Below are 20,577 nucleotides of genomic sequence, written 5' to 3'. Positions count from 1 at the left end.
CGCAGGGCCGCCGGTGCAGTGCCGGCCGAACATCTCGCCCCCAGTGGAACCCCCGGCTGAGCGGGCGAGGCCGTCGTTGTCAGCGGTCGGCGGCGGTCGCCAGGATGTGCCGGGCGCGCTCGACCACCGGCACGTCGATCATCTGACCGTCGACGGCGGCCGCGGAACCGTTGGCGGCGTCGAACGACCTGATCACCTTTTGTGCCCACTGCACGTCGGCTTCCGTCGTTGTCGCGGCGGCATGCACAGCGGCAACCTGGGCGGGATGGATACAGAGCTTCGCTCCCATGCCAAGTCTCCTCGCATAGGTGAAATCACCTGTCACAGCGTCACTGTCGGTGAGCGAGGTGGTCACGCCGTCGATAGGTGCCGGCAGTCCGGCTGCTGCGGACCCCAGCACCAACATCGACCGGTGCAGCAGCAGTGCGTCCCGGTCATCGGGGTCGACGCCGATCTGGTTCGCGAAGTCGATACTGCCGAAGGCCAGTCGCACCACTCCCTCGACCGTGCACAGCTTCCCGACGGCCGCCACTGCCGCCGCTGTCTCGATCAGTGGGATGATGGACACACCCGGAGCCAGGTCGGTGATGTGGCGGATCTGCTCAACGGATTCCGCCTTGGCAAGCATGACCGGAACTCGGTGCCGGCGAATCAACTCCAGATCCGCTTCATGCCAGGGGGTATCGGCCGCATTGATGCGAACCATCCCAGGTCGTCCTGCGGCGAACCACTCGGCGATGTGTTCACGTGCAGTGGCCTTCTCGTCGGCGGCAACCGCGTCCTCTAGGTCGAGAATCACGATATCGGGCTGTGCCGCCATGGCTTTCGGGAAACGTCCGGGTCGGTTCCCCGGCACGAATAACAACGACCGCGCGGACCTGATGACGTCGGCATCGTACCCAGCGGTCATGCGTAGTCGGCCTGTGCACTTGCATGGATGGTTCCGGCGCCAGACACCACCGACAGTTCGACGGAGTCACCGTCGACAGCGGGATCGCCTTGGACGCGGATCGCATCGCCGAGGAAGACCGGCTTCATCAAGCGGTATCGGAACCGCTGCAGTGGCCGCGGGCAGTTGATACGCGCCAGCTCCGCCATGTAGAGCACCAACAACGGCCCGTGTACCACCAACGCCGGGAATCCTTCGACCTCTCGGGCGTACTCGGTGTCATAGTGGATGCGGTGGGCGTTCGAGGTGAGGGCACTGAACCTGAACAGCAACGCCGGATGCGTGGTGGGTTCGACAGCCCACGGCGCACTGCGGGCTGACAATGCCTCGTCAACGCGTGTGAACGGGGTCGAGGATCCGGTGTCACTGCGGTAGACGAGATCATGCTCCTCGGTCAGCCTGGGCTGGCCGTCCTGGCTGTATTCGTATCGCACCGTGACGAAGAGCAGTTGCCCTGTCTTGCCGTTCTTGACTGCCGTGGACACGACCTCAGCTCGCCGGGTCGCCTCCCTGCCGAGGACCAGGGGTTCGTGGACGACGAGCCGGCCGCCGGCGAACATTCTGCGGCGGTTGGGAATCGGCGGCATGAAGCGGCCCTCACCGGGGTGTCCGTCGGCGCCGAGCGCCGATGTCGGCGACCACTCCGCGAAGTACACCGAGTGCCACATCGCCGGCAGCGCGTCGCCCACGTCGAGCTCGCAGTCGAGATCGAGTGTGGCCGCGAGCGCAGCGGCAGGACGTGCGCTCAGCAGTTCGGTGTCGCTGACCGGGTCAGGGTGCCAGTCCTGCACATACTGATCGAGTCCGTCGACCGAGAGCGACATGTCAGTTCCTCGCTTCATGGTGTGAATGCACAGATCCCGGGTGCTCCGCCGGATCGAATCCGAGCTCGGTCAGAATCGCCGCAGTGTGATCGCCGAGTGCGGGCACTGGGCCCATGCGCGCCTCGGCGCCCATGTCGATCGGTGGAAGCAGTGCTCGCACGGGCCCGCTCTCGGTGTCGACCATCCGCCAGCGGTCCCGCGCGGCAAGCACCGGGTGGTCGAGAAATTCGCTGACGGTGTTGACGCCGGCGAAAGCGATGCGCGCGGCTGCCAGCCGTGACTCCAATTCCGCGGTCGGCAGTGCGGTGAAGACCTCGGTGATGACGGCGTTCACGTCGGACCGGTTCGCCACACGCAGTGTGTTGGAGGTGAATCGGAAATCCTCGGCGACCTCGGGACGCTGCAGCACAACAGTGCAGAACCGCGACCATTCCGGTTCGTTCTGGATGGCGATCAGTACGGTGTGTCCGTCGCCGGCCTGGAAAGGACCATAGGGTGCGATGGTGGCGTGCTGGGCGCCGAACCGGCCGGGTTGTTGCCCAGCTCCTGCGGTGAAGTGAGCCGGTTGCCCCACCCATTCAGCGAGCGCTTCGAACAGCGAGACCTCGATGGTGGCGCCTTCGCCGGTGGCTTGGCGACGGTACAGGGCGGCCAGTGTGCCACTGAACGCATACATACCCGCGGCGATGTCTGCGATCGATACGCCGACTTTGGCGACCTGGTCAGGGGTACCGGTCAAGGACACGAGGCCGGTTTCGCACTGCACCAGGAGGTCATAGGCCTTGCGGTCGGCCCATGGCCCCGAGCTGCCCCACCCCGTCACCGATACGACGATCTTGCTCGGGTCCCGGTCACGGACGTCCTCGGCCGACAAACCCAGCCGGGCGGCTGCCCCGGGACCGAGGTTCTGCACGATCACGTCGGCGCGGTCGGCCAGTTTGTGGAGTACCAGGTGTCCGTGCTCGGATTTGAGGTCCAGCGCGATGGATTCCTTCGACCGGTTGAGCCATACGAAGTAGCTCGATTCGCCATGGACGGAATTGTCGTACTGGCGGGCGAAGTCGCCCGATCTTGGACGTTCGACCTTGATCACCCGTGCCCCGAGATCGGCGAGCTGCCGGGTGGCGAAGGGTGCCGCGACCGCGTGCTCCAGCGACAGCACGGTGATTCCATTCAGAGGCAACATGTCATCGCCTCACGACCAGTCGGCGGCTCACTGATCCAGGCCACCGCGCTTGACGAGCTGCTTGGCGATCACGCCGCGCTGGATCTCGTTGGTGCCCTCACCGACGATCATCAGCGGGGCGTCGCGGAAGTAACGTTCGACGTCGTACTCGGTGGAATAGCCGTAGCCACCGTGCACGCGCACCGCATCCAGTGCGATCTCCATCCCGACCTCGGAGGCGAACAGTTTCGCCATCCCAGCCTCCATGTCACAGCGCGCGCCGGAGTCGAATTTCGCTGCGGCACTCTGCAGGAGCGCACGTGCGGCCGACAGTTTGGTGCCCATGTCGGCGAGCATGTTGCCCACCGACTGATGCTCCCAGATGGGCTTTCCGAAGCTTTCGCGTTCCTGGGCATAGCGCAGCGCATCCTCGAACGCCGCCCGCGCGACACCGGTAGCCCGGGCGGCCACCTGCAGCCGCCCCACTTCCAGACCCTTCATCATCTGGGTGAAGCCGCTTCCCTCAGCGGACCCGAGGAGGGCGTCCGCGGGTACCCGACAGTCGGCGAAGTTCAGTTCACAACTCTCCACACCCTTGTAGCCGAGCTTGGGCAGATCCTTGGATACGGTGAAGCCGGGGAGCTTCTCCACCAACAGGATCGATACCCCGCGATGCGCGGGCTCGGCGGCGGGATCGGTCTTGCACATCAGGGCAATCAGGCCGGCCCGGCGGGCGTTGGTGATCCAGGTCTTACTGCCGTTGATGACGTATTCGTCGCCGTCCCGGCGGGCCACCGTACGCATGGCCTGCAGATCGGACCCGCCACCCGGTTCGGTGAGTGCCATCGTCGTGCGCAACTCGCCCGTTGCCATCCGGGGCAGGTAACGCTGCTTCTGTTCCTCCGTGCCGAACTGCATGATCAGCTTGGACACCACGGTGTGCCCGCCCATCGCGCCGGCCAGGCTCATCCACCCGCGGGCGAGTTCCTCGGTCACCGCTACATAACACGGCATGGACACCTGCCCGAACCCGTAGGGCTCCGGGATCGCCAACCCGAAGATCCCGATGTCTTTCATCGTTTCGATGAGTTCCTCGGGATAGGTGTTCGTGTGTTCGAGGTCTCGCACGACGGGTTTGACCTGCTTCTCGACGAAGTCGCGAACCGTCTCGATCAGTGACTTCTCTTCTGCGGACAGCACCATTGCTGCAGCTCCGTTCTCTATAGAAAATCTTCTCGGAAGTTATGAGTTCGGCATCCAAGAAATGCCGGCAGTGTCGAACGTGGGATCCGGATACCGAGGCTGAACTGGGCCGGCCCCAAGAGCTTTCACAGCTCGTGGGGCCGTCCCCTTGCCTCAGAGGTCTTGGCGACCGATCCGTTCGAACGTTTCCGGCTTGTTCTTCCGGTAGATCGCCGCTGCGACGGCGCCGGCCACAATGACGAGATACGTGAGCACCACCAGGCCGACTGCCAGACCACCGGTCAGCCCGCTGACCAGATCCATGTTCGTGGTCGCAAGATAGAGCACGACCGCGAAACTGACGATCGAGACGATAGGTGCGATGGTGGTCTTCAGCGGCGACGTTCCGGGTTGCGGGTTGCGACGGAAGAAGATCAGTACCGCAACGCTGGCGAGCGTCATCAGCACCATGAGGGCGTATATCCCGACGCCGACCATCTTGGCGTACAGATCCATCGGCTCGGCCGCTACAAACATGAACGGTGCTCCGAGCAGTCCGATCATTGCGGTCACCACCAACGAAGCACGGTACGGTGAACCGTGCTTGGGGTGTGCCTGGCCGAGCGCCTTGGGAAGCACACCGTCGTTACCGAGCGCGTAGAGGTAGCGCGAGAGCATGTTCGTCAACGCGATCAGTGAAGCCAGCACCGAGTTCACCAACAGTATCGCGCAGATATCCCTGAAGATCGGTGCGGCGTAGGTACCGAGGGCCTCGTCGAACATCCCGGCGGCATTTTCAGCTGCAACGTCCTGGGCATTGTCCTGGCCGTAGGCGAGAATCATGAGTGCAATGCTGATCGCGTAGAAGACACCGACCAACAACACCGACAGGTACATAGCACGGGGAACAGTCTTTTCGGGATCCTTGGCTTCCTCACGGAAGATCGCCGTCGATTCGAAACCGATGAAGCACAGGACGCTGAACAACACGGCGATGCCGAGGCCGCCCAAGTTGATTACATCGGAGTCAATTGTCGGAAGGGACAGTCCCTCGGCGCCGCCCCGCGCAATGATGCTGACGTCGAAGACAACTGCGATCGCGACCTCGAGCACCATGGCGACGGTCAGTACCTTGGCCGACAATTCGACGTTTCGGTAACCGATGAACCCGACGATGACCCAACCGAGGATCTGCCACCAATACCAGGCAACATCGGGTCCACCGAACGCCAAGAGGAGCCTATTGGTAGCAGAGCCGAAGAACGCATAGGTGGCGGTCGCGATCAACCAGTAGGCGAAGATCGCGAGAAACGCCCCGCCCAGGCCGGCGTGCTTGCCGAGGCCGGACGTCACATACGCGTAGAACGCGCCCGGGTTGGGCACGAACTTCGACATGGTGGCCAGCCCTGCGGCGAAGGCCAGCAAGATCACCGTGGCAATCCCGTACGCGATCGGCGCGGCCGAACCGCCGAAGCTGATCACCACCGGGAACACACCGGAAACACTCGCCAGCGGAGCTCCCACGGCCAGCACCGTGAAAATCAGTGCCGCTGTTCCCATATGGCCGGTGAGTCCCGGTTTCGATGAGCTTTGCGACGTCGAAGTCGAGTCGGACACCGACTGGAGGTCAGACATACCAAACCTTTCTGTGCTATCGGGTCCGTTCGGCTGGGCAGCCGGGGGTGATGATGCTAAGCCGCGGGGCTATACGGACTGGAATCGAACTGTGCTTGTCGTGCTCAGGGCTGAAGAACGCCGGTCATGCTTCGGAGCGAGCAGCGATCGACCGCGCGATGGTGACGCCGGCCTCGCGCGCTTGATCCACGATCTTCGCGTGCACGGCCGGGTCGGTTGATTCACTTTCGTACAAGTTGTAAACGCCGGAATGCGGAATATTGAGGTACTCGGCAAGCCCTTCGATCCACTGCTTCTCCTGTGCCTGCTTGTAGCCGCGCCGTTCGAACGGTTCCTGGCCGAACGCAGCCATTGCCACGAAGTGCAACCCCCGGACCGGGGGCTCACCCTGGACGGTGGGCCCGTAGGCCCAGCCGCGGATGAACACCCGATCAATCCAGCCTTTGAGAACCGCAGGCAGCGTCCACCAGTGCACCGGGAACGCCAGCACCACGGTGTCGACGGATTCGATGAGTTTCTGCTCGGCAAGCACATCATCGGGGACCGGGATCTCCCCGCCGCTCCCTGACGACCGGTACCGCTGTAGGTCGGCAGGACCGAACACCGGGTTGAACCCTGCACTGATCAGGTCGTGCACAGTGACTTTGGTGTGGCCGTCCGCGGCGAGCCCGGACGCCAGTGCCCGCACGACCTCTCCGGTTACCGACTGCGGATCAGGGAGGGCAGTAACGATCAATGCATGGCGCTCGTACAGGTCAGACAAAGCTGTGGTTCCTATTCTCGGAGTATCATTCCCGGGCGGGATTACGTTTAAAGCCCAGGTGTTCAATCGGTTTCGCGTTTATAGCGGGTATAACCGCGGAGATGCTGGGACGGTTTGATCTCTTCGCCCCAGCATCTCGGTGCGGTCTACGCCGATCGTGCGCCCTCGCGGTTGCGGATCTCGATCTCCAGAGCAGGCATCGGCTCGACGGGCGTACGGCTGATGTGCCCCTCCGCCTTGAAGTCCGCTGGGATCGCACCGATCAACTCGGCCTTCACCAAGAGCGCGACCAACGGCGAATGCCAACGCGCCATCGGGATGCTGCCGTCGAGAATCCAGAATCCCTCATGGGCGGTCGGCTTGAGGACATTGCGCATCTCACCGTCGTTGTCGAATCCCCAGATGGGGCCCAGCTTCTCGGCGAACTCACTCCCGAACATCCGCTCGATGCCCTTGAGATGCGACTCCTGTGCGGTGGCGAAGATGATCACGTCGAAGTCACGCCGACTGCCGTCGTCGAGCACAATGCCGGCAGCGTCGAACTTCTCAATGGTGTCCAGCTGAAGGATGTCGATCTCGCCTCGTGCGATCGCGTTGGAGGCACCCACGTTGAGGTAGTACCCGCCCTTGTTCTTGCTGAGGTAGGTGTAGTAGAAGCCGGTGTTGTCCTCACCCGACCACACCTTCAGGCCGGCCTTTCTCAGGCCCTCGTGCAGTTCACTGTCTGCTTCATCGGCGTACTTCTGGAACTCGATGAAAGCACTGCGCTCCTGGTGGTAGACACCACCGGCCAGGAACCTCAGGTCGACGAGGTCGGTCGGCACATCATGGTTGGTGTAGTCACCGAACATCACGTTGGCCGTCGCTTGGTCGATCACGATCAGCGGACTGCGCTGCACCATGGTCGAGGTGCCACCCGCGCGCACGATGTCATGCGCGAAGTCGTGCGCCGAGGTGCCGGTGCCAATGATCAGGACCCGCTTGCCCTTGTAGTCCGCACCGTCACGGTAGTAGTCGCCGTGCAGTGTGGTGCCGGCGAAGTCCTCCAGACCTGGAAGATCCGGAATCATCGGGATCCTACTGCCGCCGGTGGCCATCAGCAGATGCTTGGGGCGCATGACCCGTGTGCTTCCGTCGGCCAGCCTGAGGGTGACCTCCCATTCACCACGTTCTTCGTCATAGGTGGCACCGACGAACTCGGTGCTGGTCCAGAAGTTCAGGTCGAAACTGGCAACGTAGCTCTCGAACCACTGCGCCAGCTTGTCCTTCGGCAGATACTCCGGGAAGTTCTGCGGGAACGGCATCATCGAAAAGTGCAGCATGTTGTTCGGCTGATGCAGGCACAGCGACTCGTAGCGAAGGCGCCACGCGTCACCGACACGCGGATTCTTGTCGATGATCAGAGCCTCGACACCCAGCTTGGCGAGGTTGGCCGCCGTCATCACGCCGAACTGGCCGCCACCGACGATCAGGGCCTCGGGATCGCGATCCTCGAACGCCTGCTGGCGGCGGACAAACTCGCCCCACCGCACGTCCGGATGCTCCGCGTCGAATCGCCCGTGTGGGGGCCACAGCGACGGCCCATCCTTGAGGGCCACCAGCCGGGTGAGCAGTGTGCGGGCCCGCAGCACCTCAGGCTGGTCGGCATCGGGAACCAGGACGACATAGCCGTCGGCCTCCCCGGCTTCGACGTTGAAACGGAAGAACATCTCGACAGTCGGTAGCCCACCGTCGGCCGCGGGCAGCTCGGTCGGCGCCGGCCGCGACTCATCGATCCGGAAACCCTCGGCCGCGATACCCGGGTTGGTCCCCAACAGAAGATCCACGATCGCATCGCGGTCATGCGCCTGCCGCAGGTTCCAGGTGAAGGCCACCAGGTCGCGCCAACCGGCCGCGGGCTCGAACAGGTCCTGCAATGCGGGTCGGGACTGCGTCGCGAGCGCATTGCCGAATGATTCCAGCCAACCGACAGCGCGCAACTGCGGCGTATCCGCGGCTTCTTCGACGGTGGATTCAAGGATGGTCATCGTGGTCCTTCGTATTCAGATAGGCGTGGACAGGATGGTTCGACGTGGGACAGCAATCGCCGATCCCGATCGTTTTGGTCGACCTTCACTCGGCATCGCACCCCTCGCTCTTCTGACGAGGAAGTTCTCGCCATAGTCGGTCAATTGACTATGTTGTTCGACCATCTTCACTGCGGTGCGGATCACTGTCAAGAGAAAAGTTGGTCGCCCGAACACCTGCAACATGGCCGAAACAATCGCCACAGGTGCGCGCCACACAGTCCTGCGCTTCGCCTCCCCCAGACGGCGAGTCCTTCCGCTTGACAGACGACACCACGTGGGGCATCGTCCAGTTCACCCGATTAGGTCACTTGACCAAGTTGGTGTTCCGTCGGCCGGAATCGGCGCCGTCGGCGAGCAGGGCGCCGGCCACGTATGCGCTTTGAGGTCCGACGTCATCGTCGGTTCAGACGACAGCAACCTGTCCCGAAAAGGCCGTCCACGATCGGACCAGCGATTCCGATCCTCCACTAGTAAAGGAGTTACAACAAAGATGAATGATCTGATCGGAAGCACAGCGCTCATCACCGGGGCCGGACGCGGACAGGGTGCGGCCCACGCGCGCGAACTCGCGGCACGTGGCGCTGCGGTGGCCCTCTTCGACGGACCTCAGGCGGTGCAATCGGTCAAGTACCCGTTGGCGACCGCCGAGCAGACCGAAGAGGTTGCCGCCCAGATCCGCCGTGACGGTGGCCGCGCCATCGCCATTGCCGGTGACGTGCGCTCCCGAGCCGATCTCGACAAGGCGGTGCAGGCGGCCGAGTCCGAGTTCGGGCCGGTGGACATGGTCGTCGCGAATGCCGGCATCTGGGGCGAGATCGCATCCATCGAGGACACCACCGAGGTCGCGTGGTCCGAGACACTGGCCATCAATCTGACCGGTCCGTGGAATACGATTCAAGCAGCCATCCCCCGCATGATCGAACGCAACAAGGGTTCGATCGTTCTGGTGTCGTCGGTGCTCGGGCTGGACGAGGGTATGGCGGGGGGTGCGCCCTATTCGGTGACCAAGCACGGCATCATCGGACTACTGCGGAACGCCGCACTCGAACTCGGCCCGCATGGCATCACCGTCAACGCCATCTGCCCCGGATTCATCGATACGGACATGCACCATTGGCAGGATGCCTACGACGTGATGTCCGGCCAGCCGAACGGATCTCCCGACGACCTGATTCAGGCCGCGCGCCACTACGCCATCCTGAAGGGGAACAAGGGGATTCAGTCAGACGAGGTCAGCAAGGTTGTCGCCTTCCTGCTGTCCGGCGCGGCCTCGATCCTGACCGGTGTCATCATGCCGGTTGATGCCGGGCACTCCATCATGAACCGCGTGAACCAGTCTCCGGTCGACTGAATCTGTCGCAACCCAGGCCGAACGAGAAGAGGCGTCGTCGCCGCCCTGCCCGGGCGGCGGCGACGCCTCTTCTGCGTGGTGGCACGCCCTGGTTCGCGAGGATCCAAAATTGCTGCCGCATCCCTTGACAGCAGTGCGAGAGTCGACTTGAATGACGCCGAAGCGGAGTTGGTCATTTGACCTGATTCGACGAGCATCGGCCATTTCATTGCTGTTTCGCGACGCATGCGACTGATAAGGCAGAACCCTGGGCTCGCTTCACCCGACCGAATTCCCAACATCTAAGGGGCAGCTAGTGAAGAAATACGATCTATTCATTGGCGGGGAACACGTCACCCCGGCGTCGGGAAGCTGGTTCGATAGCGAGAATCCGTACACCGCCGAACCGTGGGCACAGATCCCCGAGGGCAACGCCGAAGATGTGGACAAGGCGGCCAGAGCCGCACACGACGCGTTCCACAACGGGCCGTGGTCCGACATGACTCCGACCCAGCGCGGAGCAATCCTGCGTCGGATCGGTGACGTCATCGCTGAACGCGCTGAGCAGCTGGCCAAGGTCGAAGTCCTGGACAACGGCAAGCTGTTCAGCGAGATGTACGGCCAGTTGGCCTATCTACCGCAATGGTTCTACTACTTCGGTGGACTCGCGGACAAGATCGAGGGCACCGTTGTGCCCGTGGACAAGAAGGGCTACTTCCTCTACACCCAGAGGCAACCACGCGGAGTCGTCGGGATCATCACCCCGTGGAACAGTCCGCTCATGCTGCTCGCCTGGAAGCTGGCGCCGGCCTTGGCCGCCGGTTGCACGGCGGTGATCAAGCCGTCCGAATTCACGTCGGCGTCCACTCTGGAGTTCGCCGCCCTGCTGAATGACGCAGGACTTCCGCCGGGCGTGGTCAACGTCGTCAGCGGATACGGCCGGGACGTCGGCGCGCCGCTGGTGGAGCACCCCCTGATTGCGTCGGTCAGCTTCACCGGTTCCGATGTGACCGGCCGCCAGATCAACGTCGCGGCCGCCGAGAAGTTGAAGCACGTCAGTCTCGAACTCGGCGGCAAGTCACCGAACATCGTCTTCGCCGACGCCGACCTGGACGCGGCGAAGAACGGGGTGATCTCCGGAATCTTCGCGGCCACCGGTCAGACCTGCATCGCCGGATCCCGTCTACTCGTCCAGGACACCATCCATGACGAATTCGTCAGCGGCTTGGTCGAACTCGCCCGGTCTGCACGCATGGGAGATCCCATGCACGAATCCACGGACGTCGGACCCATCACCACCGAGCCGCAGTACGCCAAGGTGCTCGACTACATCGCCATCGCCAAGAGCGAGGGTGCCGACGTTGCACTCGGCGGCCGCGCAGCAGATCGACCGGAATGTGGCCGGGGCCGGTTCGTGGAGCCGACGATTCTGACGAATGTGCGCAATGGGATGCGCATCGCCCAGGAAGAGGTGTTCGGCCCGGTCCTGTCGGTCATCCCGTTCCACGACGAGGAAGACGCGCTCGCCATCGCCAACGACGTACGCTTCGGCCTCGGCGCAGGGGTGTGGACGTCCGACATCGCGCGCGCATTCCGGATGTCCGAACGTATTACGTCGGGGACGGTCTGGGTCAACACCTACCGGGCGGTCAGCTTCATGGCACCGTTCGGCGGCATGAAGGATTCCGGGATCGGACGTGAGAACGGGCTGCATGCCATCGACGAGTACCTCGACACAAAGTCGGTCTGGATCAACACCGGAGCTCCGACCGCCAGCCCCTTCGTAATGCGCTGAGGCCCGACCGGGCCAACTACCGAAAAGACCAGAAGAAGGGCCGCCCCGATCTGTTTCGGGGCGGCCCTTCTTCATCGACGATCAGTCGGTGATCAGAGGGCGGCGTTGATGGCGTCGACGCGGTCCTTGGCGTCGCCGAAGAGCATCTGGGTGTTGTCCCGGAAGAACAGCGGGTTTTGCACCCCGGCGTAGCCGGAGGCCATGGAGCGTTTGAAGACGATGACGTTCTCGGCGTTCCACACGGTCAGGACGGGCATGCCGGCGATCGGGGAGCTGGGGTCTTCGGAGGCGGCGGGGTTGACGGTGTCGTTGGCGCCGATGACGAGCACGACCGAGGTGGCCTCGAAGTCGTCGTTGATCTCGTCCATCTCCAGCACGATGTCGTAGGGGACTTTGGCCTCGGCCAGCAGCACGTTCATGTGCCCGGGCAGCCGGCCGGCGACGGGGTGGATGCCGAACCGCACGTCGACGCCGCGTTCGCGCAGCTTGCGGGTCAGATCGGCGACCCCGTACTGGGCCTGGGCGACGGCCATGCCGTAGCCGGGGGTGATGACCACCGAGGAGGCGGAGGCCAGCAGTTCGGCGGCGGCTTCGGCGGTGATCTCGCGGTGCTCGCCGTAGTCCTTGTCCTCGGCCGGGCCGGCCTCGATCCCGAAGCCGCCGGCGATGACGGAGAGGAACGAGCGGTTCATCGCCTTGCACATGATGTAGGACAGGTAGGCACCGGAGGAGCCGACCAGCGCGCCGGTGATGATCAGCAGGTCGTTGCCGAGCAGGAACCCCGATGCCGCCGCGGCCCAGCCCGAGTAGCTGTTGAGCATCGACACCACCACCGGCATGTCGCCGCCGCCGATGCTCGCGACCAGGTGCCAGCCCAGCAGCAGGGCGAGCACGGTGACCACGATGAGCAGCCACAGTTGCGGGTCGATGACGAACCAGACGGTGAGGGCGAAGAACACCAGCAGGGCGCCGATGTTGAGGTAGTTCTTGCCGGGCAGCATCAGCGGGGAGGACTTCATCCGCGCCGAGAGCTTCAGGTTGGCCACGATCGACCCGGTGAAGGTGACCGCGCCGATGAACACGCCGATGAAGACTTCGGCCGAGTGGATGCCGAGCATGCCCTCGGCGGCCATCGCGGCGGTGTCCGCGCCGTCGGGGTGGGCCTCGATGTGCAGGTAGCCGTTCCAGCCGACGAGGACCGCGGCCAGGCCCACAAACGAGTGCAGCAGCGCGATGAGTTCGGGCATGCCGGTCATTTCCACGACCCGCGCCCGCCACAGCCCGATCGCCGCACCGACGATCATCGCGCCGATCAGCAGGCCCAGACCCAGCGGCTCGATCTGCCCGTGTACCGCCAGGATGATGGTCGCCATGAGCGCCACCACCATCCCCGCCATACCGAAAGTATTTCCAGCTCTTGATGTCTCATGCCTTGAGAGGCCTGCCAAGGCAAGAATGAACAGCAAAGCTGCAACCAGATACGCTGCGGTGGCAACGTTTTCAATCCTGAACATCAGACAGTTTCCGTTCTAGCTGCGGGAGAACATCGCGAGCATGCGGCGGGTCACCGCGAAGCCACCGAAGACGTTGATGCTGGCCAGCAGGATGGCCACGAACGCCAGCGCGGTGATGGCGGTATCGCCTTGGCCGATCTGCAGCAGCGCGCCGACGACGATGATCCCGGAGATCGCGTTGGTCACCGACATCAGCGGGGTGTGCAGGGCGTGGTGCACATTGCCGATCACGTAGTAGCCGATGACGATCGCCAGCGCGAACACCACCAGGTGCACCTGCAGCGCGGCCGGCGAGATCGCGATGAACGCGAACAGCGCCGCCGCCGCGGCGAACGTCAACCCCAGCCGACGTGCGGTGCTCATCGGCTTCTTGGGTTCTTTGACCACCGGGGCCGCGGCCGCGGTCGCGGCGGCAGGAGCCGCGGAGACCTGCACCGGCGGCGGGGGCCAGGTGCTCTGCCCGTCGCGGACCACGGTGATCGAGCGCTGCACCACGTCGTCGAAGTCGAGGGTGAGCACCCCGTCCTTCTCCGGGGTGAGCAGCTTGAGCAGGTTCACCAGGTTGGTGCCATAGAGCTGGGAGGCCTGGGCGGGCAGCCGGCCGGCCAGATCGGTGTAGCCGATGATCCGCACCCCGTTGTCGGTGAGGATCGCCTCATCCTTGACGGTGCCCTCGACGTTGCCGCCGTTGGCCGCGGCCATGTCCACGATCACCGAACCCGGTTTCATCGAGGCCACCATCTCGGCGGTGATGATGCGCGGCGCGGGCCGGCCCGGGATCAACGCGGTGGTGATGATGATGTCGACGTCGGCGGCCAGCTCGGCATACAAGGCGGCTTCGCGGGCCTTGTAATCGTCGTCCATCTCCTTGGCGTAGCCGGTGGCCGACACCTCGGCCGCAGCCGGATCCACCGACACGTACTCCCCACCGAGTGAGGCGACCTGATCGGCCACCTCCGGGCGCGGGTCGGTGGCCTTCACGATCGCACCCAGGCTGCCCGCGGCGCCGATGGCGGCCAGCCCGGCCACCCCGGCGCCGACGACGAGCACCTTGGCCGGGGGCACCTTGCCCGCCGCGGTGACCTGACCGGTGAAGAACCGGCCGAAGGCGTGCGCGGCCTCCACCACCGCCCGGTAGCCGGCGATATTGGCCATCGAGGACAACACATCCAACGACTGCGCCCGCGAGATCCGCGGCACCGCATCCATCGCCAGCACCGTGATCGGCCGGGACGACAACTTCTCCACCAGATCCGGACGCAGCGCCGGCGAAATCAGACCGACCACCGTCGCCCCGTCACGCACCGCGGCGATCTCGGAGTCATCCGGCGCATTCACCTTCAGCACCACATCGGCGTTCCAGGGCGATCCGATGGTGGCCCCGGCCTCCACATAGGCGGCGTCGGAGAAGCTGGACGCGGCGCCCGCTCCACTTTCGACGACTACTGTGTAGCCGAGCTTGATAATCTGCCCGACGCTCTGCGGTGTCGCAGCGACGCGCGTCTCACCAGGTAGGGACTCACGCGGTATCCCGACGATCATCGCGACACAGTAACATGGTCATCTGACCAGGTTGATTGACCATGACTCGGATGGCGGACCCACACGGCACGATTCGGCGGACGCCTGACCCAGTCAGTGGTCGGTTCTCGGAGATTTGCCCGTAAACTCGTGCTGTGGCTTATGTGTCGACGGAAGAGCGCAGAAAACAGTTAGTGGCTGCTGCGACGCGGGTTATCCGCGAACACGGAGTCACCAACGCAACCACCCGGCGTATCGCGGACGAAGCCGGCGCTCCGCTCGCCAGTCTGCACTACTGCTTCCGCGGTAAGGATGAACTCTACGAGATGGTCATGGAGACCCTCGGAGTCGAAGGCAGGACCCGCTTGGAGGAGTCCGTCTCCCCCGGTATGGGCGTTAGCGCGGCCGCCGCGGCGATTCTGCGGGAAACCGCGGCCTGGGCGCTGCACACCTTCGAAGATCGGCTCACCGATTACGAGGTTTCCATCTGGGCCATCCGGTCCGGCGAGTTCGCACACATACCCAAGAAGACCTACCGCACCTGGATAAAACACCTGGGCGGCCTGTGCCGCCAGGCGAGGCGCGACGACGAGCCCGAGTACGACTATGACGCACTAGGTCGGATGCTGCTGACACTGATCGACGGGTTCATCATTCAGCACCAAATGCTGCAGACCAGACAGTCGTCAAAGCAGGCGGACAAGCTCGTCGCGACAATCCAGGCAGCGATTGACTCCGGGGTCTTCAACGTCTCGTAGCGCCACCGGTCAACCCCGCTCGGTCGATAGCGCGGGCCGAGGGTCACCGAGTCACGGTCCGCGCTGTTGTGGCTGGCACACCGGCGATCCAGAACCTCCGTCGAAGTGGCGGAGTGGCGCTACTCGGCCTGGGGGCTGACCGGCCGATAGATCCCCCGGCCAGCCACCGCGATCGAGTCAGAGAAGTCGTCAGGTCCACTCAGCAGACATTGATGTACGGGACGCCACCGCGAGCGACGCCGTCGTGGTTGACACCGCGGTCGAAGTCGAACGGCAGCGGGCGTCCGTTTTCCATTGCCAGCCAAAGTCGTACGAGCAGGCGACGCTGTGTCTCGTCCTCGGAATCGATGAACTCGGAACGGCCGTGCATCACGCTGTAATTGTTGGCGATCACCATGTCCCCCGACCCGAATCCGACCTCGATACCACCTTCATTGGAGATCTCGTCGAACACGTCCATCAGGCGCATCTGCCGCTCGGTCAGCGGAGGGCAATCGCCCCGGTACAGGGCGCCGTCCATGAGCGAGCGCACGTAGCGGGTGGTGATCTTGCCGTCGACGATCGTGCACAGCCGGCTCAGGTAGTAGGTGGTGTCGCCGTCGAGAATCTCCATCTGCCGGTCGAAGGGGAAATAGTCCTCGAACAGCGCGGGCAGCAGTTCGGGGTAGCGGCGGGCGATCTCCTTGACGGTGCGCGCCGAGCTGGACACCACCGAGTTGCCACCCACCATCGCCTGCCGGATACACATGAGCATCAACAGATCCGAACCATCGGTGTGAAAACCCAGACCCTCGTTGGTGTTCTCCGGGCGCACGTGGTCCGGACGGGCCTTCTCGCGCTGCGCGAGGGAGGCAAGCAGAGTGCCGCCGCCCATCTGGTTGACCGGCTGCCCGATCGCGGCGCCGATCAGCCACAACAGGTTCTCGTTGTACGGCAGTTCGGCGTCGGCGGTGCGTACCGGCAGGTTGCGCAACAGCGCGATCCCGGTCCCGCCCTCCAGAGAATGCTCGACCGTGGAGAAGTACTTCGCCAACGGCGTCGCCAACTGCTTCCACTGCTCGCGGGAACCGTTACCGGCCGACCACTGACCGAACTTCTCGGTGGCCTCCTCGGCCAGTTCCCCCAGCATCGCACTCTCACCATCAGTGAGCGCCAGATCCCAGGTACTACGCCGGCTTTCGAGCTCCTCGGCACGCCACGCCGCCGGCTCATCAAGACCCAGAACATAATCACGAACACGCTCGATACCCGAGGTGATCAGCGGAGTGGGGCTGTAGGAAGTGGTCATCGTCGGTCTCTCCTGTTTGCTCTTCGGTTATACGGTTCGTCGACGCCGTCCCGGATCGACCTGCGCCGCAGATAGTTACAACTGCCGCCTTGATCGCGGTGACTTCCCGCGAAACGTTTCCCCTCGATTTTGATCGGCAGCTGTTACGGATTGATCGCTGGTCTGATTACGCTATGTAAAATTCGAACAGGGCTGTGCATATCATGCAACGCCGATGTGTGAACCTCGGCGGGCCAGTTCACCCAGCATCGCACTCTCACCATCAGTGAGAACCAGATCCCTCGTACTACAGCAGCGTTCGAACTCCTCGGCACTCCACGCCGCCTGCTCATCAAGACCCAGAACATAATCACGGACACGCTCGATACGTGAGGTGATCAGCGGAGTCGGCGAGCCGGTATGGACATAATGCTCCCATCGTCGCGGTCGGATCAGGATCGTTCATGGCTTGGCAGCAGATAATTGGCTGAGCGGGAGTCGGTCGGTGGCCGTACGGGGTATCACCCGCCATTGCGCGATGGCAAGGACGATGAGCCCCATCGCCACTGTGGCAACAGCGTTGATCCCCTGCCAGGCGTACATGATCGGCCCCAGCAGGCCGCCGGTCCCCCCGCCGAGGAAGACGATGAAGCTGAATGCCGTATTGAGCTGAGCGGACCGCTGCGGATCGGTGGCGAGGGCTCGCACCTGGTTCCCCGACAACGCGGACTGGTTCGCCCACGTTGCAACAAACATGACTATGCCGAAGGCGACAGGCGTGCTGTTCGTCAGCAATATGCCCACCATCGCCGTCAGGAGAACCAACAGGAACCATCCGGTCATCGGCCTGGCTCCGAACCGGTCGATGAGGCGACCCGCATAAGGGGTGAAGAAGCCCGCAGCCAACCCCACCAACCCGAACAGCCCTGCCTGCCCCAACGTCCACGCTATGCCGGGCCCGGTGAGATGCAGGACCATCACGGTCCACAGCGCGTTGAAGGTCGCCAGCACACATGCCTGGGTCAGTGCCGAACGGACCAGTATGGGATTGCAAACGGCTTGCCGCACGGTCGTCAGCACGAGTTGAATATGCGCCCCCGCACCACCTTCCGGCGCCGGTGCATCTCGCAGGGCCCAGCGTGTGGCGGGAATGGTGGCGAGGACCGCCAGCGCGAAGGCGCACACCGTCGCACGCCACCCGATCCATTCCGAGCACAGGCTGGCCAGCACCCTGCCACCGAAGATGCCCACGAGTAACGACCCGACGAGCACAGAGTTCGTCTGTCCTCTTCGGTAGTCGGCACTCATCCGGTTCGCGGCTGGAATGAGCACCTGTGAGATGTTTGCGACCAATCCGACAGCCAGGAAAGCCACCGCGGCGCCGAGGATGTTCGGGACCACCGCCACCATCAAGAGCGTGCAGGTCAGCGCCAGCGCCTGGTAGGTCACCTGCGTCCGCACCTCCAGACGTGCCGCGAGCGGGACGAGAAGCAGGATGCCGATCGCGTAGCCGATCTGCGCAACCGTAGCGAGCACACTGGCCAGCCCAGGCGATACGCCAAGGTCGCCGGCAATACTCGTGAGTAGGGACTGCGGAATGTAGGTGACGCTGACCGTCAGGCCACAGGCCACCGACAAGGCCAACAGCCGTGCAGCGCCGATTCTGCCCGCGAAGGTATCGATCACGGCCTACCCGTTGTCGCTTGGCGGAACTGGGATCCCACCTCCGCGCGAACCATCGGATCACTCGCGTACTCAGCGGCCATCGCGGCCAGAGCGATCGCCGAATCGGAGATGCACGACTCGGCGTCGGGGCCGACGCTAGCCGCGTGGAAAGCGTGTGAATGCGGGGGGACCGAACGGGTCGTCATCTTGATCTGTGGTTGGAGGTAGGGCACGCGGCGGCTGAGCGCGCCCGCATCCGTCGACCACGCGCCGGCGACCTGGTCGGTCGATTGAGGCGTACGTCCCACTACCCGCAGGGCGTTGTCGAAGAGACCGGCCAGCGCCTCGATGCCGAGTACCGCTTCGGCGCATCGCTGTGCGGGGGTGACCGTGCTCCGCGCTCCCACCGCCTCGATCGCCTGCTCGAAGGCGCGGGTGACACGCGATCGAACCTCTGCGAGCTCGATGAGATCTGCGGCCCGCACGACCACCGTCGCCCGCGCGTAATCGGGCACGACCTGTGGGTGAATGCCGCCTTCTTCGATGATTCCGTGGATTCTGGCGGTGGGCGGCAGGTTCGGGCGCAGCATAGCCATTGCGGAGAACCCCAGGATGATCCCGTCAAGGGCGTTGACACCGAGTTCTGGATGAGCTGCGCCATGTGCCGGTTCACCGAATGCCTCGATGGTCAGGCGGTGAGCGGCAAGTGTCCGGGAGGCGGAGATGTCATCCATGCCCGGATAGATCGACGCGGCGAAGTCGACATCATCGAATATGCCTGCGTCACCGAGGATGTACTTGCCTCCCACTCCCTCCTCGGCCGGTGTTCCGATCACCAGCACCCGCAGATCGAGGTCGTCGGCGAACGGCCGCAACGCCAGGGCTGCGCCGTAGGATGCCGCGGCGACGACGTTGTGACCGCAGCTTTGCCCGTACGGGGGAAGTCCGTCGTACTCGCAGACGAACGCCACCGTCGATGCAGCGGAGGGGGACCCGAACGAGGCACGGAACGCGGTATCCATTCCCGCAACTCCGTGTTCGACCGTGAACCCGTGATGTTCCAGTTCGGTTGTCAGGCGTGCACTGCACGCGAATTCTTTCGAAGACTCTTCGACATTCGCGTGGATGAATTCGCTGACCGCGATGACGTTCTGCCAGTCTTGCTCGAGTGCGGTGCGGATCTTCGAGGCGAGTAATTCTGTGAAGGGACTGGTCACGAGGCCGGATGGTGCTCGAGCCAGTGGCTGGCGATGTCCATGCGGCGGGCGAACCATACTTTCCCAGTCGCCTGTGCATGCTCGATGAACTGACGCAGGGCATTGGCACGTGCCGCCTGACCGACGACCCGCGGGTGCAGTCCGATCGACATCATTTTCGGGAAACCGTTCTCACCTTCACGCCACAATTCGTCGAATGCACGAGTGATGTAGTCGGCGAACAGGGACGGACTCTTGTCGCCCTGAAGGTCGTTGTACGTCAGGCTGTACGGGATCACCAGCTGCCGGTGATCACCCATCGGGATGTAGTAGGGCAGATCGTCGTTGTACGCGTCGGAGTCGTAGACGAACCCGCCCTCCTCAACCACGAGTTCGCGGGTGTTGACCGACGCGCCGTAGCGGCAGTACCAGGCACGGGGACGTTCACCCCAGGTCCGTTCGAAGGATTCGATGGCCCTGCGGATGTTCTGGCGCTCCTCGTCGCGGGTGTAGCGCCACACCTCGTTCCACCGAAGTCCGTGGCTGAGCAGGTCGTAGCCGGCGGCGCGGGCGTACTTCGCAACCTCAGGATTCTTTTCGAACGCCTCAGCGCAGGCGTAGAAGGTGCACGGCACGTCCAGATCATCGAAAAGACGCATCAGTCGCCAGATTCCGGCGCGGCTGCCATATTCGTACATCGACTCGCGGGAAAGGTCCCGGGTATCGGCCGGAAAGTCGTACGGCGCCTCGACAGGCACATCGTTCTCACCATCACGATCGAACGAATACTCCGACCCTTCTTCATAGTTCACCACAAGGTTGACCGCCACATTTGCGCCGTTCGGCCACGTGACCTTCGGGATCTGCCTGCCGTAACCGATGAAGTCCCGGATGAGACCGGTGCCGGCGGTCGGTATATCCACTGAGCGTGCTCCTAAAGAAGT

The 20,577-nt window shown here is 63.8% G+C and carries 16 protein-coding genes; 3 read left to right on the top strand and 13 right to left on the bottom strand.

The window, feature by feature from the left end; genetic code table 11:
* Positions 1-79: 79 nt before the first annotated feature.
* From K0O62_RS00550 to K0O62_RS00520, 7 genes are all read right to left on the bottom strand, one after another.
* Positions 80-910, bottom strand: coding sequence for an HpcH/HpaI aldolase/citrate lyase family protein (locus tag K0O62_RS00550; RefSeq protein WP_073859065.1), 831 nt, complete (start codon positions 908-910; stop codon positions 80-82).
* Complete coding sequence (locus K0O62_RS00545) at positions 907-1,773, bottom strand: HTD2 family dehydratase (RefSeq protein WP_097933678.1); 867 nt, start codon at positions 1,771-1,773, stop codon at positions 907-909. Before K0O62_RS00545 ends, K0O62_RS00550 begins: the two co-directional genes overlap by 4 nt.
* Position 1,774: 1 nt before the next feature.
* Positions 1,775-2,959 carry a CaiB/BaiF CoA transferase family protein gene (locus tag K0O62_RS00540; protein WP_073859063.1) on the bottom strand — a complete coding sequence of 395 codons (1,185 nt, stop codon included), beginning with the start codon at positions 2,957-2,959 and terminating at the stop codon, positions 1,775-1,777.
* A 27-nt stretch (positions 2,960-2,986) separates the two neighbouring features.
* A complete protein-coding gene (locus K0O62_RS00535; protein WP_073859062.1) occupies positions 2,987-4,141 on the bottom strand; it encodes an acyl-CoA dehydrogenase family protein in 1,155 nt (384 codons plus the stop codon).
* 153 nt (positions 4,142-4,294) lie between these two features.
* A complete protein-coding gene (locus K0O62_RS00530; protein WP_073859061.1) occupies positions 4,295-5,755 on the bottom strand; it encodes an APC family permease in 1,461 nt (486 codons plus the stop codon).
* Positions 5,756-5,879: 124 nt separating this feature from the next.
* A complete protein-coding gene (locus K0O62_RS00525; RefSeq protein WP_205870626.1) occupies positions 5,880-6,518 on the bottom strand; it encodes an NAD(P)H-dependent oxidoreductase in 639 nt (212 codons plus the stop codon).
* 146 nt (positions 6,519-6,664) lie between these two features.
* Entirely contained in the window at positions 6,665-8,545 is a 1,881-nt protein-coding gene (locus tag K0O62_RS00520; protein ID WP_073859060.1) for a flavin-containing monooxygenase, read from the bottom strand.
* Between the two features lie 223 nt (positions 8,546-8,768).
* Here K0O62_RS00520 and K0O62_RS00515 point away from each other — a divergent pair, with 223 nt between their 5' ends.
* Together K0O62_RS00515 and K0O62_RS00510 are read left to right on the top strand one after the other, a co-directional pair.
* Complete coding sequence (locus tag K0O62_RS00515; protein ID WP_083603731.1) at positions 8,769-9,938, top strand: SDR family NAD(P)-dependent oxidoreductase; 1,170 nt, start codon at positions 8,769-8,771, stop codon at positions 9,936-9,938.
* A gap of 295 nt (positions 9,939-10,233) precedes the next feature.
* Positions 10,234-11,712, top strand: a complete 1,479-nt coding sequence (locus K0O62_RS00510) for an aldehyde dehydrogenase (protein ID WP_073859058.1) — start codon at positions 10,234-10,236, stop codon at positions 11,710-11,712.
* A gap of 92 nt (positions 11,713-11,804) precedes the next feature.
* Here the strand turns inward: K0O62_RS00510 and pntB are convergent, their stop codons facing one another.
* Both pntB and K0O62_RS00500 read right to left on the bottom strand, forming a co-directional pair.
* Positions 11,805-13,226, bottom strand: coding sequence for a Re/Si-specific NAD(P)(+) transhydrogenase subunit beta (gene pntB / locus K0O62_RS00505; protein ID WP_220045486.1), 1,422 nt, complete (start codon positions 13,224-13,226; stop codon positions 11,805-11,807).
* 15 nt (positions 13,227-13,241) lie between these two features.
* Positions 13,242-14,768 carry a Re/Si-specific NAD(P)(+) transhydrogenase subunit alpha gene (locus K0O62_RS00500; RefSeq protein WP_220045485.1) on the bottom strand — a complete coding sequence of 509 codons (1,527 nt, stop codon included), beginning with the start codon at positions 14,766-14,768 and terminating at the stop codon, positions 13,242-13,244.
* A 134-nt stretch (positions 14,769-14,902) separates the two neighbouring features.
* Between K0O62_RS00500 and K0O62_RS00495 the strand changes: the two genes are divergently transcribed.
* Positions 14,903-15,505: a TetR/AcrR family transcriptional regulator gene (locus tag K0O62_RS00495; protein WP_079244081.1), complete on the top strand. Its 603-nt coding sequence runs from the start codon at positions 14,903-14,905 to the stop codon at positions 15,503-15,505.
* A gap of 199 nt (positions 15,506-15,704) precedes the next feature.
* On the opposite strand, the gene K0O62_RS00490 is transcribed toward K0O62_RS00495, so the two are convergent.
* The 4 genes from K0O62_RS00490 to K0O62_RS00475 form a co-directional block, all read right to left on the bottom strand.
* Complete coding sequence (locus K0O62_RS00490; protein ID WP_073858406.1) at positions 15,705-16,793, bottom strand: TauD/TfdA family dioxygenase; 1,089 nt, start codon at positions 16,791-16,793, stop codon at positions 15,705-15,707.
* A 441-nt stretch (positions 16,794-17,234) separates the two neighbouring features.
* Complete coding sequence (locus K0O62_RS00485) at positions 17,235-18,458, bottom strand: MFS transporter (protein WP_073858407.1); 1,224 nt, start codon at positions 18,456-18,458, stop codon at positions 17,235-17,237.
* The gene (locus K0O62_RS00480; RefSeq protein ID WP_079244082.1) at positions 18,455-19,711 is read right to left on the bottom strand and encodes a peptidase dimerization domain-containing protein; all 1,257 of its coding nucleotides are present in this window, start codon (positions 19,709-19,711) and stop codon (positions 18,455-18,457) included. Before K0O62_RS00480 ends, K0O62_RS00485 begins: the two co-directional genes overlap by 4 nt.
* Positions 19,651-20,556, bottom strand: coding sequence for a polysaccharide deacetylase family protein (locus K0O62_RS00475; protein ID WP_073858409.1), 906 nt, complete (start codon positions 20,554-20,556; stop codon positions 19,651-19,653). The genes K0O62_RS00480 and K0O62_RS00475 overlap by 61 nt, the downstream gene beginning before the upstream one ends.
* Positions 20,557-20,577: the final 21 nt, after the last annotated feature.

Origin of the sequence: Mycolicibacterium diernhoferi (assembly GCF_019456655.1) — a bacterium.
Lineage (GTDB): Bacteria > Actinomycetota > Actinomycetes > Mycobacteriales > Mycobacteriaceae > Mycobacterium > Mycobacterium diernhoferi.
Note: the sequence above shows the minus strand (reverse complement) of the source record. Positions and strands in the feature narration are given on the sequence as shown.

Bases quoted from the DNA above. Each gene is read 5' to 3' on its own strand.
- K0O62_RS00520 (WP_073859060.1), bottom strand. From the start codon at position 8,545: ATGACCATCCTTGAATCCACCGTCGAAGAAGCCGCGGATACGCCGCAG.
- K0O62_RS00500 (WP_220045485.1), bottom strand. From the start codon at position 14,768: ATGATCGTCGGGATACCGCGTGAGTCCCTACCTGGTGAGACGCGCGTC.
- pntB (WP_220045486.1), bottom strand. From the start codon at position 13,226: ATGTTCAGGATTGAAAACGTTGCCACCGCAGCGTATCTGGTTGCAGCT.
- K0O62_RS00550 (WP_073859065.1), bottom strand. From the start codon at position 910: ATGACCGCTGGGTACGATGCCGACGTCATCAGGTCCGCGCGGTCGTTG.
- K0O62_RS00515 (WP_083603731.1), top strand. From the start codon at position 8,769: ATGGCCGAAACAATCGCCACAGGTGCGCGCCACACAGTCCTGCGCTTC.
- K0O62_RS00490 (WP_073858406.1), bottom strand. From the start codon at position 16,793: ATGACCACTTCCTACAGCCCCACTCCGCTGATCACCTCGGGTATCGAG.
- K0O62_RS00540 (WP_073859063.1), bottom strand. From the start codon at position 2,959: ATGTTGCCTCTGAATGGAATCACCGTGCTGTCGCTGGAGCACGCGGTC.
- K0O62_RS00535 (WP_073859062.1), bottom strand. From the start codon at position 4,141: ATGGTGCTGTCCGCAGAAGAGAAGTCACTGATCGAGACGGTTCGCGAC.
- K0O62_RS00545 (WP_097933678.1), bottom strand. From the start codon at position 1,773: ATGTCGCTCTCGGTCGACGGACTCGATCAGTATGTGCAGGACTGGCAC.
- K0O62_RS00480 (WP_079244082.1), bottom strand. From the start codon at position 19,711: ATGGTTCGCCCGCCGCATGGACATCGCCAGCCACTGGCTCGAGCACCA.
- K0O62_RS00530 (WP_073859061.1), bottom strand. From the start codon at position 5,755: ATGTCTGACCTCCAGTCGGTGTCCGACTCGACTTCGACGTCGCAAAGC.